At 38.0% G+C, this 12,393-nt stretch carries 11 protein-coding genes and 1 tRNA gene; 3 read left to right on the plus strand and 9 right to left on the minus strand.

Features of this window, described 5'->3' with window-relative positions:
• Nucleotides 1–33: 33 nt before the first annotated feature.
• The 6 genes from HDF25_RS02420 to HDF25_RS02445 form a co-directional block, all read right to left on the minus strand.
• A complete protein-coding gene (locus tag HDF25_RS02420; RefSeq protein ID WP_184622369.1) occupies nt 34–2,505 on the minus strand; it encodes a TonB-dependent receptor in 2,472 nt (823 codons plus the stop codon).
• A 173-nt stretch (nt 2,506–2,678) separates the two neighbouring features.
• Nucleotides 2,679–3,323 carry a hypothetical protein gene (locus HDF25_RS02425; RefSeq protein WP_184622371.1) on the minus strand — a complete coding sequence of 215 codons (645 nt, stop codon included), beginning with the start codon at nt 3,321–3,323 and terminating at the stop codon, nt 2,679–2,681.
• 52 nt (nt 3,324–3,375) lie between these two features.
• Nucleotides 3,376–4,515, minus strand: a complete 1,140-nt coding sequence (locus HDF25_RS02430) for an alpha/beta hydrolase (RefSeq protein ID WP_221450833.1) — start codon at nt 4,513–4,515, stop codon at nt 3,376–3,378.
• 45 nt (nt 4,516–4,560) lie between these two features.
• Complete coding sequence (locus HDF25_RS02435; protein ID WP_184622373.1) at nt 4,561–5,127, minus strand: TetR/AcrR family transcriptional regulator; 567 nt, start codon at nt 5,125–5,127, stop codon at nt 4,561–4,563.
• 325 nt (nt 5,128–5,452) lie between these two features.
• A tRNA-Pro gene (locus HDF25_RS02440) sits at nt 5,453–5,526 on the minus strand.
• 184 nt (nt 5,527–5,710) lie between these two features.
• Nucleotides 5,711–6,736 (minus strand): GntR family transcriptional regulator, encoded by a 1,026-nt coding sequence (locus HDF25_RS02445; RefSeq protein WP_184622375.1) that lies wholly within the window; start codon nt 6,734–6,736, stop codon nt 5,711–5,713.
• Between the two features lie 236 nt (nt 6,737–6,972).
• On the opposite strand from HDF25_RS02445, the gene HDF25_RS25780 reads away from it, so the two are divergent.
• Together HDF25_RS25780 and HDF25_RS02450 are read left to right on the plus strand one after the other, a co-directional pair.
• The gene (locus tag HDF25_RS25780) at nt 6,973–7,098 is read left to right on the plus strand and encodes a hypothetical protein (protein ID WP_260409298.1); all 126 of its coding nucleotides are present in this window, start codon (nt 6,973–6,975) and stop codon (nt 7,096–7,098) included.
• 160 nt (nt 7,099–7,258) lie between these two features.
• Entirely contained in the window at nt 7,259–9,715 is a 2,457-nt protein-coding gene (locus HDF25_RS02450) for a TonB-dependent receptor (RefSeq protein ID WP_184622377.1), read from the plus strand.
• On the opposite strand, the gene HDF25_RS02455 is transcribed toward HDF25_RS02450, so the two are convergent.
• The gene (locus tag HDF25_RS02455) at nt 9,704–10,174 is read right to left on the minus strand and encodes an Lrp/AsnC family transcriptional regulator (protein ID WP_184622379.1); all 471 of its coding nucleotides are present in this window, start codon (nt 10,172–10,174) and stop codon (nt 9,704–9,706) included. The genes HDF25_RS02450 and HDF25_RS02455 overlap by 12 nt on opposite strands.
• Nucleotides 10,175–10,711: 537 nt before the next feature.
• On the opposite strand from HDF25_RS02455, the gene HDF25_RS02460 reads away from it, so the two are divergent.
• Nucleotides 10,712–11,248, plus strand: a complete 537-nt coding sequence (locus HDF25_RS02460) for a DinB family protein (protein ID WP_221450834.1) — start codon at nt 10,712–10,714, stop codon at nt 11,246–11,248.
• A 36-nt stretch (nt 11,249–11,284) separates the two neighbouring features.
• Here the strand turns inward: HDF25_RS02460 and HDF25_RS02465 are convergent, their stop codons facing one another.
• The gene (locus HDF25_RS02465) at nt 11,285–11,557 is read right to left on the minus strand and encodes a UBP-type zinc finger domain-containing protein (RefSeq protein ID WP_184622381.1); all 273 of its coding nucleotides are present in this window, start codon (nt 11,555–11,557) and stop codon (nt 11,285–11,287) included.
• A gap of 67 nt (nt 11,558–11,624) precedes the next feature.
• A complete protein-coding gene (locus tag HDF25_RS02470) occupies nt 11,625–12,239 on the minus strand; it encodes a hypothetical protein (protein WP_184622383.1) in 615 nt (204 codons plus the stop codon).
• Nucleotides 12,240–12,393 lie beyond the last annotated feature (154 nt).

A 12,393-nucleotide genomic window follows, 5' to 3' on the forward strand; every position in this document is an offset into this window, starting at 1 on the left:
ACAGGGCTTTTTAGATTATAATTCTATCTAGATCTAGAACCTATAAGATAATGTGGTTGCAAACTGACGCGGAGGGATTGGGTTTACGCTGTAGTTTTCATGTACGAAGTAATTTAACACATTCCCGATATTAGAGATCTTTGCAAGCAGGGAGAATTTGTTCCAGGTATAACCAGCAGAAAGATCAACGGTTGTAAAACCTTTTAAAGGAATGATACCTGTGGAAGTATTGGCTTTTGTTGTATTTCTTCCACCATTACGGTCTCCTGTATAGAATGCAGATGCACCTACTTTAAGACCTTTCAGATCGCCGCTCCCGAAAGTGTAAAATAAACTTCCGTTTGCTGTGTTTTTGGTTGTTCCAACTAAACGTTCACCTTCAACAATACCACTAATAACGGTTTGTTTGTTGGTTTTTGGATCAGTATAGGTCCTGGTATCTGATGTGCTTGTATAACGCATATAGTTGTAACTATAACCAGCGATGAAATTTAAACCTTCTACTATGGTACCTGTGATATCGATCTCAAGACCATCACTAGCTGTCTTTCCAGTGAACTCTTTAAGATTTGTATCACCATTTGGTGCGCCAGAAAGATTAAACTCTGCGGTTTGCGCAAATCTGTTATTGATGATCTTGTAATAGGTTACATTGGCAGATAGTTTTCCATCCAGAAAATCGTTTTTAACCCCAGCCTCATACTGTTTAATAATAGATGGTCTCATTGGCGCATTGGTTGCAACATCGATTCCAGGGTTAGAAGTGAAGTTATTAGAAAAACTGGCATAGATTGAAGTCGTCTTAATTGGCTGATAAATCAAGCCTACCTTTGGTGAAAAGGCTTTATCTATTTTGTCATCAACAAGACCTTTTGTGTTGCTGCCATCAGCTATTGTATTAATAGTTGTTGTTGGCGTTTTTTGAAATGTCCATCTAACACCTGCCAAAACTTTAAATTGTTCTGTTACTGCTATCAGATCCTGTACAAAACCGCCCATTCTGAATATTGGAGCTAAAGTATTGGTCAGTAAAGCTGTTCCAGGTGTATTGAAGTTAGTTGGCTGGTTAAATGATAATGGATCGAGAATATTTACCTGATCATAATATTTAGTATCAGTTCCGTTTAGTTTAACAGTTTGTGTGTTGGGATTGGTAAATGCTCCGGTAGTAGTTTTAGACTGATCAGCGTCAACACCAACTAATAGCGTATGTAGTATTGAAGCGGTTTTAAATGTACCGCTTAAGTTGATCTGTTCGTTATAAGTGAATTCTTTTATTTGTGAACGGGTTAGTGACCTATACCAGATTCCTGCAGCGTCAGCAGCTGGACGCTCAGTAGAAAAGTAATTTCTGTTATAGGCTTGCATGGAGGCTACGGCATTTAACTTCCAGTTGTCATTAAATTTGTGATTCAGATTAATCTGAGCGGTAGAAGTGTTGGTCTTGTTGTATGCCCAGTCTGTATTTAAGAATACATTTCGTCCTAGCGGAGATAGTTTGTTGCCCACTGTACCAATCCCAAAATCAGGTGTGAAATCACTCTTTAAGTAATCTCCCTGGATTAATAATTCTGTTTTATCACTGATCTTATAAAGTAAAGATGGATTTACATAGATTCTTTTAGAATCCACGTGATCTCTGTAGCTGCCGGCTTTTTCGTAAGTCCCAATCACCCGGAAAGCTATTTTTTTAGAAATCGGGCCATACAGATCGAGTGTCGGTTTATAAAGGGCATTACTTTCCATACGCATAGAAACTTCGCCACCATACTCGAATTTTGGCTTTTTCGTGATCATGTTAATGACAGCACCACCACTAACGCCGCCGTATAATAAAGCTGCACTACCTTTTAATACTTCTACCGATTCTAAAGTACTGGCTTCCGGCATACCTCCAATGGTTGTTCTTGCACCGTTTTTGAAAACATTGTTGGTACCTAAAGCATAACCTCTTGAATAGAAATTCTCACCAACAGAGCCACGGTTAGCACCTAATGCTACACCGTTTACATTCTTTAAGACGTCACCCAAACGATTGGCTTGCTGATCCTGGATTACCTGACTGCTGATAATTTGAACAGCCTGAGGTAAGTCTTTGGGCGCAATTGCAGTTTTACCAAGATTTACAGGTTTCTGATTAGGTGTTTTATATCCGTTAATAGCTACTTCGTCAAGTTGCGAAGAAGATTGAGCAATTGAATAGCTTACTTCCGTAGTTTGGCCAGCAACAACGGTAACTGTTTTTTCTTGTGCCGTTAAGCCAATGGCAGAAATCTTTAAAGTATAAGTTCCAGGTTTAACATCTTTAATTGAAAACGCACCATCTTCACCGGTAGAAGTGGAGCGTCCGTTTTTTAAACCAATGTTAACAAAGCTGGCAGGTTTACCATCACTGGTTTTAACGATCCCTGTTATTTTTCCTGAGTTGTGAGTTTGGGTGTATCCAGTGACGTGGAAAGAAATTATTAAAGTAAATAGAATAAAATATTTGTAAAAATTGGGCATATGGTTATTAAGATTAAATCTAATTTGCGGCAAAGATAGAGTCTCTTCTTAGAATCCCAAATTTTATTTAGAATAAATGTAAATAGTTGGGTGTGGTGCATTTATAGCTAATAGCCATTACCCATAGATCTAATGGCTATTTAAGATAGGTTGGTAGGATGTTTAAGTTTCTTTTAATGTACCAGGACAGTAATAAGCAGTATAAATCCGCAAATAAACATGATAAAGAAAATGAACTTTTTAATCTCGTCAACTGTTCGCCCTTCTTTTAGGATTAGTCGTCTTGCTGGCTCAAATGTAAGTAGTAGAGCGCAGGTCAACAGCATAAACCCCAATGCCAATTGAGGACCAAGTCCTAAGTGTGGGCCAACTTTACTTTCCCCAAAGAAGTTTTGAAAATTAATGAGAAAAAGGATGTTCCAAATAACTACAATTGCAATTGCAGCTGATGTTTTAAGTGGAAATCCTCCCTGAGACTGAGTTTTGGTAATACGCTCTTCCAGATCGGCAGGGAGAGGGATTGTATTGGTCAGAAAACCAGTCGCTTCAATCTTTTTTATGATTTCATTCGGGCTACTAAAAGTCCAAAAAACAACATTATCATTATACCCTGGGACATTATGGTTGATTTTAAGTCCGCTGCTCATCAAACCAGAATATGGCACAATAGAGATGATGTCGCCAGGCTTGAAAATCAGATTCCCAAGGATTGTCGCGTTAAGTTGTAATTTTTCATTATTTACAGTCAGGGTCGCAAAAGGCCATGTCGCGTTTGCCATACCAATTCTTGCTCCCCCTGTTTCTTTTACTTCAGTCATTATTTAATGTGAAATTGATATAAATTGGGATAAGAAACAACAAAAAAAGCTATTATTTCAGTCCTTTCAATTTGATCCATGAGCGTATAGTCTCCGTAATTTCGTGTTTACGTTCCAAAGGCACCCAATGCCCAGCGGGCTGGTCGATTACCGTAAGATTTGAACAGGCGTTTCGCATAGGATCTCCGATTTTGCTCAAATTAATATTGGAGAACGGTTCATATTCGTCATTGACGAATAGAACAGGCAGCTTCAGCTGACCATTGTTTACCGCAACCTTAGCGTAGGCAATGTTGGCTTCATCGTTTAGATAATAGGAATCGCATGGTCGAAATCCTGTTTTTCTGAATGCAGCAACCAGCACATCGAAGTCAGCTTGTGGCCATAGTGTATAATCGGGCTTCGTGGCGGGTGCCCGGTGCGCAGCGCCATATCGCCCGCCATTAGCTGTCACTACTGCTGATGGTGACAATTTGCCTACTGATGCGGGGATGCCCTTTGTGTAAATAGATGCAAGTGTTGCCGGGATATCAGCATCCATGTCGCTCACGGCCTGATCAAAATGGGTGAGGTAAAAACGCCAGTAGTCCCATTGTCCGTCCGGATATTTATCGGCGGGATAAAGAGTTCGGTCAACCAGCGGTATTAAATTCGGTAATGCCCAACCGTTCGGTAAATAAGGTACAGACATTAGTATTAATCCCCGGCTGATCTTAGGGTAATGCGCGACAATTGATCCGGCTACAACGCTTCCCCAGTCGTGCCCGACCCAAATAGCGGCTTTTCCGCCCAGGTGAGCATTGAGCGCAATCATGTCATCAACAATTTCCTTAATAGCGTAAGCACCCTTTGCCGTGGGCACCGATGAATCTCCGAAACCACGCAGGTCAGGTGCAATACATCGCCAACCTTCGGCGGCGAAGGCTTCCATTTGTGCACGCCACACCAGCCCGATCTCCGGCCAGCCATGAAGGAAGATCATCACCGCGCCGTCGCTTGGCCCAGCTTCCCAATAATGCGTGGTCGTGCGCTTCGAGGTAAATATATGCGAAGTTAACATCGATTCTTTTTCCTTTGAACTTAGCGGTTGATCCTTGTGATGAGCGGCGTTTGCTCCAAAACTTAAGATACTTATCAGCAGGCCCGCTACAATTGCAGCCCCCGCTTTAATGAATTTTTTTTGTAAAGTCATGGTGATATCTTTTAAGTGTTTTTTAACTACCCGTTAGTTTTTAATTCAAAGCAGTTTTTGAATTATTGCTTTAGCCGATTGCAAATCATCTGCCTGCTTAAATATGGAGGCGGCTATTATGCCTCCGTCCAGCATCATGAATATCAGCCCGGTCAATTCTTTATCTGTCAAAAGCTTTTGGTGTCCGGAATTAACCACGAGTCTGGCTATAAAATCTTTGAGATGCTGCTTTGCTTTTTGTATCTCTGCTAATACCCGTTCATCGCTCATACCGGCTTCGTCATTCGCTTTTATAAACCGACAACCACCATATCCGTTTCGTACCTGGCGTTCAAGATGATGATCGAATAGAATTAGTAATTTCGCTTTGGGGTCGACTTCTTTGTTTACATCGGCTTCAAGTTTATTAAACCAACACTCGTGTAAGCGCTGCAAGTAAGCTACCAACAGGTCAGTCTTTGATCCAAAATGTTTATATAATGATGCTTTGGCAATATCAGCCTCTTCGATCACCTGGTTGATTCCAGTGATATGATAACCCTGTGTAAAAAACAGCCTTTCTGCTGTATCCAGAATTTTATCAATTACAACTTGTCCTCTTTGCTTGATCATAAAGCAAAGATAGATATTAAATAGACATAGTTGTCTATTTAATTAATGCAGGATTTACCTGGGGAAATGTTCTTTTAGAAGATACGACTACTACACCGTCCTTAGCCAAATTGCTAAAATCTGTATTAACCATTGTTTCAAGATGTTCTACCTAAAAATTCTTTTCTGTATCAGAATGAAATAATCTAATGTTACTGAAAATACGATTAAAGTCTTCTGTGTATATGATTTTACCCTTTACAATAGACAGAATCGTAAGTAATAGATAGGGTTGAGGAAAAACAAAAAAAGCCTTTAAATCATAGATCTAAAGGCTTTTTTTAAGTCGGGGTGGCAGGATTCGAACCTACGACCTCCTGCTCCCAAAGCAGGCGCGATACCGGGCTACGCTACACCCCGAACTTGACCAACGTCTAAGTTATTGATAACCTTCGTCGTTGTTGGGATTGCAAAAGTACAACAATATATTTAGTACGCAAATTTATTTTTTCTTTTTTTGATTAAATAAATAAGACGCTCAAATGTCTTGTTATTTAATCATTGATAATCATTTGTTTATCGGAATGGTACCTGCTAAAAATATTTATAAAGAATTCCTTAAGGTAACTCTAAAAGGGATCTGAATATGCTCCGTAGAATTATGAAGAAGCAATTCAGCAGTTTTTTCGCCCATCATTTTAAAATCTGTAGATATAGTGGTGATCCCATCGAGGATAATTTTTTTAATCGGAGTTTCATTGTAAGAAATGATCCCTATATCTTTTCCAATCTGAAAATTAGCTTCAATGGCTTTCTCAATCAAAACGACCAGGTCGTCCTCTACCAGGTTAATATAAACAGCGCCCCGTTCTATTTCGTGGTGATCCAGATTATTTACGATTTCATTTTTATAATCATATTGCTGACAGAAACGCAGAAATCCTGTTAGAATTTTCTTTGAATAATAAGTGTTCTGCGGGAAGATGATTTTAAGCGTATTGTATTTGGATAACCTGGTTGAAAGCTGTTCCAGCGCAGAAAATATATCCTCTTCGAAGTCTTCATATACCGCTCCGAAATTCCCTGTAATACCTTCTGCGAGTTTGTCCATCAGGATTAATTTTTCCTTAGCGATCGTGTCGATCAGTTTATAACCCAGTTCCCTGTTTTCATTGAAATGAGGGACAATCACACATTTTGCATAATGATCAACTTTTTCCTGCAATAATTTTTTAAATACATTGAAGTCGTTGTTATAGATATAAAAGTCTATGGCGGCCTCATTTCCTAAAGTAGCAGCAAAGGCATCATAAATGATTTTTTTATGAATGCTCAGTTTGTTGAAAAGCAATAAGACTTTTACGGGTCTCTGAAATTGCGTATGGACAATAAAGAACCCTTTGCCGGCAACTGATTGGACCAGTCCCATTCTTTTAAGTTCATTGTAGGCTCTTTCTACGGTACTCCTTGCAGTTTCAAGCACATAGCTAAATTCATTGATAGAGGGGAGAATATCGTCTTTTTTAATCTGTCCGGATTGAATTCCCAGAAGAATTGAATTGATTAACTGCAAGTATTTCGGAGTAATAGAGTAGGCATCAATCTTCACTATTTTCAGGATGTTGTTCATGTTGGATTATAATGCTTTATGCTAACTAAATTTACGGAAACAGATTAGTAATGTAAAATTCAGAAATGAATTACTCTTTAGGGAGATTAATGTGCTTATGACTACAAGGGTTGCTATTGGCCGGGAGATAGGTAATTGTTTGATTTTCAGTATAAATTGGGTGGTTGATTAATCCTTTCAGCCTGACTGCTGTCTATGAGGATATAGGTTAAATTATAAAATTAAAACACACACAAATGAAAACATTCAAAACCTTACTGTTACTAACAGTAGTTGCGTCGTTATTAAGTTCTTGTTTCGTTCAGGAGCCAGGATACCACAGACATTACAGACATGATGGTTATGGGTACAGAGGTTATTAATCCGACCTTTATCAAATCAATTCAAAATTATAAAACCTGAATAAACCGAGCCGGTATTCTCCTCAGAGATACCGGCTTAATTTATTGTTTGCAAAAATAAATTTGACATTGCTGTAACCTTTTATCTGTAGACACATCTTAAAGACATAATATTTTTAAGATGAAAAAAATACTAACCTATATATTAGCTTCAGCGTTAAGCCTGTTTGCAACCTCAGCAGTCAATGCTCAAACCGGTAATGGTACCGGTAAACTGAGTGGTAAAGTTCTTGACGAAAAACAAATCAGTCAGTCTTATGTCTCAGTAAGTTTATTAGCAGCTAAAGATTCTACCTTAATCAAAGGAACCATTACAGATGATAACGGTGGTTATCTTTTTGAAAGTTTAGCAGAAGGACAATATTTGCTGGCTTTTAATACAATCGGTTATGCCAGGGTTTTCAAAGGTCCTTATGCGATCAGTGCAGCACGTAAAAATTATACTATTGATAACGTACAGCTGGTACCTACCGCTAAACAACTGAATAACGTAAATATTGTCGCTACCAAACCCCTGATTGAAAGACAAATTGATAAAACGGTTGTCAACGTAGAAAATAGTGTGCTCGCAGCGGGTAACACCGCTTTGGAAATTTTGCAGAAAGCACCCGGAGTAGCTGTTGACAAAGATGGTAATGTCAGTCTCAGAGGGAAAACAGGTGTAACTGTGATGCTGGATGGTAAACCTACTTATCTGTCCAGTGAACAATTGGCCAATTTATTGCGTTCTACCGAAGGTAATGCGATACAATCAATAGAACTGATCACCAATCCTTCAGCTAAATATGATGCTGCCGGTACTTCAGGAATTATTAATATCAAACTGAAAAAGAACCGTAATTATGGTACTAACGGATCTGTAACGGCAGGAGCTGGCTATGGCAGGTATTTTAGAACTAATGATGGAATATCCCTAAATCACCGAGAGAAGAAGTTTAATGCTTTTGGTGAGTTTAATTATGGTTATGGCAAAAATTTTCATGACCTGGATATTATCCGTGTCAATAATACAACGTCAGATCAGACCTTTTTTAATCAGACCAGCAGAGCTATCCGGTTAAGAAATAATTACAATTACAAAGCCGGGGTCGATTATTTTATCGATGATCGTAATACTATCGGTTTTGTGGTCAATGGTTATAACAGTAACGGCCACAGCAGTGCAGATGTACGTACATTAATTGGCAGTCAGCCTGGTAAAACAGATTCATCTGTTGTGGCTTCAAACCCTAATCAGTTTAAATACACTGGTATTACCTATAACCTGAACTATAAAGGAACAATAGATACGACTGGTCAGGAAATTAATGCTGATATGGATTATTCAAGGTATAATGGATATCAGAACAGTGAGTATTATAATAATTATCTGAATGCAGCGGGACAGCCTAGTAAGGCACCTTATATTTTCAGGAATGCAATCCCTTCGGTAGTGAAGATATGGGCGGCTAAAGTTGACTATACTTATCCGATAAATAAAAAGACAAAACTTGAAGCTGGTCTGAAAAGCAGTGTTGTAAGTACAGATAATATCTCAACTTTTGATAACTTTTTAAATAATAGCTGGCAGAGTGACCCGACCCGTAATGACCATTTCATCTATGATGAAAATATCAATGCAGGTTACCTTAACCTGAACCGGGAATTTAAAAGTACAACTGTACAACTTGGATTAAGGGCAGAACAGACAAATTCAAAAGGAAATTCGATTCCTACACATCAGGTTTCGGACCGTCATTATATTAATTTGTTCCCTAGTGTTTTTGTGAACCAGGTGCTTTCCAAAAATAATGAAGTGGGGTTTTCTTACAGCAGAAGGATAGACCGTCCTGATTATGAATCATTAAACCCATTTATCTTTTTTGTAGACTTATATACCTATGGCGTAGGAAATCCATTTCTGAGTCCACAGTATACCAACTCGTTTGAAGTTTCTTATTCTTATAAAAAGACAATTAATGTTGCATTGAACTATAGTCAGACCAGTAATGCTATTTCAAGAGTACTCGTTTCTGATACAATTAAAAAAACGTTATTTATTTCTTCCCAGAATCTGGCAGAAAAGAAATCTTACAGTCTGAATATCAACTCACCTTTAACGATATTCAAATGGTGGACAACGAGTAATAACCTGACCATTTTCCGCAATGAATTCAGTACACCAAATTTATTAGGAATGCCTTATAAAAGTGGAAAAACTGCCTTTAGTTTTAATACAAATCATACGATTAAGGTTAATAACTCAACCAATTTTGAAATGTCTGCTTTTTATCGCTCTGCTATGGTAGAAGGAACCCTGGCCATAAAACCTGTTTATAGTATCGATCTGGGAATGAGCAAATCATTTATGGATAAAAAACTGAATATCAAACTGGCTGCAAATGATGCATTCTTCATGCAGAGGTTCCGTATTACAAGTGCCTTACCTTCGCAGAATTATTCTGTGAATGAACGTGATGATAGCCAGGTTTTCAGATTAACCTGTACCTATAGGTTTGGTAGTAATGATATTAAAGGGGCACGCCAGCGTTCTAAAAGCTCATCTGAAGAAAATAGCCGGGTGAAGTCAGGTGGGTAGAGGTAAGCCGGTTTCGGCCTTAGCCTGAGAGATGACAAGAGAACTATGCACACTTCCGACATTCGTTAGAGGGGCTATTCTCTGCCGGAGGAAAGTATTGTAAGCATTCATGTCAGGAATTATGATTTTTAACATAAAATCATATTTTCCTGTAATGTGATAACACTCAAGGACCTCGGGGTAGGCAATGACAGCTTGCTGAAAAGACGCGAGTGAGTCTTCAGCATGATTGTTCAGGGCTATTTGCGGAAAGGCAACTATAGAGTTTGTTATTTTCTCCCGATCGAGAACGGCTACATATTTTTTGATATAGCCCATTTCTTCCAAACGTTTTCTTCTGTCAAAAATAGGAGAAATCGTTCTGTTAAGATGATGTGCAAGTTCTTTATTGGTCAGTCTTCCATTTTCCTGCAGAAGATTTAATATCCCTAAATCAGTAGGATCTAAATGCGAGCTCATAGATGCAATTATTTGGCTTAGTGTAGAAAATTTATTTGATGATAAAGAATCATAATTCATCAAATATATATTATTCGCAATCTAATGTATAATGTGCATTGTTAAAAAATAAATGAAAGATCAGGATAGTGTATTTGTATAATTCTATTAAAACGATTTTAAGTAACCTTAGAGCTTCTCCTCCGGTTATTTGCCAACCGGAATTTTTTTGCAGTTTATTTTACAACTCGCTCTAAGGTATACGCATCTAACCAGGATGAAATTTATATGTCTTTACTTTTGTACGATTCAATACTAACCAGGCAGACAATAGTTATACCAATAGCACGGAAATTGTTTTAATTATTTGATGATCAGTGTGTAGTGTTTTGTTTGTTTTTTGTTTCGAAAAAAAGATGATCAGAAACCTTTCATTTTGGTTTGGTGTTTGTCAAAATAAGTTGATCGGATTTATTCTGATTACTGAATTCCTGCTGACATACTGTTGTCAGCGGGCCATAATACCTTTACATCAATCAAAAAAGAAACTTGTAAATTATGGGAAACTTAACTATTGAAAAATCAGATACAACGACAACACAATCAACTATTGTAGGTCTGATGAAAAACTATTCGAATTATAATCTATGGGCAAATGCGACATTGGTCGGTTGGCTCAGAACAAAACCGGAAGCACTGGTTGAACAGGAGGTGTTGTCAAGCTTTCCAAGTATTAAACTAACCTTATTACACATCCAGGCAACTGAAAGGTACTGGTTCTCTGTTTTGAATAAAACTGAATTCCAATTTGAGTCTGCTGAATATCAAACGCTTGATGACCTTTATGTCGGTTTTTTGGAGCAATCGGTTGCGCTGGCAGACTATGTCAATGCAATGAATGAGGAACAGTTAGTGGATAATACTCTAGTTGTCAACCCATGGTTTCAGTGTGATTTCCAGAATTTTGATTACGTAATGCAGGTAATGAATCATGGAACCTATCACCGTGGACAGATTATCACAATAGGCCGTAACCTGGGTTTTACAGATGCACCGATGACAGATTATAATTTTTATAATGTGCACGGTAAATAAAAAAAAATGCAGCTGGGAGATATTCCAGCTGCATTTTTAATATTCTATAAATTGTTCGTCCGGATAACACCAGAGCCAGCGTTCTCCTGGTTCGGCAGAGGCTATAACCGGATGTTTACTTTTATGGTAATGTTTGGTCATATGTTTTTCTGGTGAATTATCACAGCAAAGTGTAACTCCACAGGTCTGACAAGTGCGCAGGTGCATCCATTCTGTATGCTGCCTGATGCATTCCTCGCAAACATAATCTTTACTGATTCTTACCTCTTCAATACTTCTGAGATGCTCGCAAAGTTTTTGTTCGTTCATTTCTTCTGAATTTGTTAACTAAAGTTAAGGAATAGAAACAAGAAGAATGATAAAACGGAAACTCTTCTTATTTCTGATATAACCTCACACTTTTAAACAAACGTCCGCCCGCATTAGAAAAGTTTGTTTTACTGTAAACTACACGATGATTATTAATCACTAAACAATCCCCCTGATTAAGAATATATTGTTCACCGGCTTCAACGATAATATCTTCCAGTTTTTTGAGAATATCCTTTGCAAGATACAGCAGGGTAGTGGTATTTATACTTTCGCCATTATAACGGAGTCGATAATGACCTTCGTGCTGTGTTAACACAGCAGCTCTGCCTGAGCTAAATTCAAATATGGGACTACTCAGGACATCAATTTCAATTTCGGTCAGCCTTGCCAGAATGTGATCTACTTTGCATAGTACAGTTCGTTTTGTTTCACTGGTCAGGCATAAATGAGCGATTACGTCATGCATATGGCTATCCGATGTACCACTGTCGAAATACTGCTCCGTGATAGGGGAACCCACTTCGTCACAGATGGATTTGAAAAGATCAAAGGAGTCAACAGGGGTGTTTTTAATGATACATCCAAAGTTATCCTGATTGAGATTTTTGGATATAGATGTGGAAATAACAGAAACGTAGTTTTTCTGTGTTTTTTCATTTTGGAAATCAATGATTTTCATAGGGTATGTTTTTAATAGGTGTAAAAAACAGGGAGATGATTTTGTTGTCTGGCGATATTTTTCTTTAATTGTTTATCTTCTTGCGCAAGATTAGTGACAATTTGTTAGTATTCCAATATATTTCACCGATAAGTGAATAAAATATTTTTACGCC

Origin of the sequence: Pedobacter cryoconitis (assembly GCF_014207135.1) — a bacterium.
Lineage (GTDB): Bacteria > Bacteroidota > Bacteroidia > Sphingobacteriales > Sphingobacteriaceae > Pedobacter > Pedobacter cryoconitis_D.

What these genes read in the sequence shown, in the direction of transcription:
- HDF25_RS02420 (WP_184622369.1), bottom strand. Translation starts at nt 2,505, where the DNA reads ATGCCCAATTTTTACAAATATTTTATTCTATTTACTTTAATAATTTCT.
- HDF25_RS02425 (WP_184622371.1), bottom strand. Translation starts at nt 3,323, where the DNA reads ATGACTGAAGTAAAAGAAACAGGGGGAGCAAGAATTGGTATGGCAAAC.
- HDF25_RS02430 (WP_221450833.1), bottom strand. Translation starts at nt 4,515, where the DNA reads ATGACTTTACAAAAAAAATTCATTAAAGCGGGGGCTGCAATTGTAGCG.
- HDF25_RS02435 (WP_184622373.1), bottom strand. Translation starts at nt 5,127, where the DNA reads ATGATCAAGCAAAGAGGACAAGTTGTAATTGATAAAATTCTGGATACA.
- HDF25_RS02445 (WP_184622375.1), bottom strand. Translation starts at nt 6,736, where the DNA reads ATGAACAACATCCTGAAAATAGTGAAGATTGATGCCTACTCTATTACT.
- HDF25_RS25780 (WP_260409298.1), top strand. Translation starts at nt 6,973, where the DNA reads ATGAAAACATTCAAAACCTTACTGTTACTAACAGTAGTTGCGTCGTTA.
- HDF25_RS02450 (WP_184622377.1), top strand. Translation starts at nt 7,259, where the DNA reads ATGAAAAAAATACTAACCTATATATTAGCTTCAGCGTTAAGCCTGTTT.
- HDF25_RS02455 (WP_184622379.1), bottom strand. Translation starts at nt 10,174, where the DNA reads ATGAGCTCGCATTTAGATCCTACTGATTTAGGGATATTAAATCTTCTG.
- HDF25_RS02460 (WP_221450834.1), top strand. Translation starts at nt 10,712, where the DNA reads ATGGGAAACTTAACTATTGAAAAATCAGATACAACGACAACACAATCA.
- HDF25_RS02465 (WP_184622381.1), bottom strand. Translation starts at nt 11,557, where the DNA reads ATGAACGAACAAAAACTTTGCGAGCATCTCAGAAGTATTGAAGAGGTA.
- HDF25_RS02470 (WP_184622383.1), bottom strand. Translation starts at nt 12,239, where the DNA reads ATGAAAATCATTGATTTCCAAAATGAAAAAACACAGAAAAACTACGTT.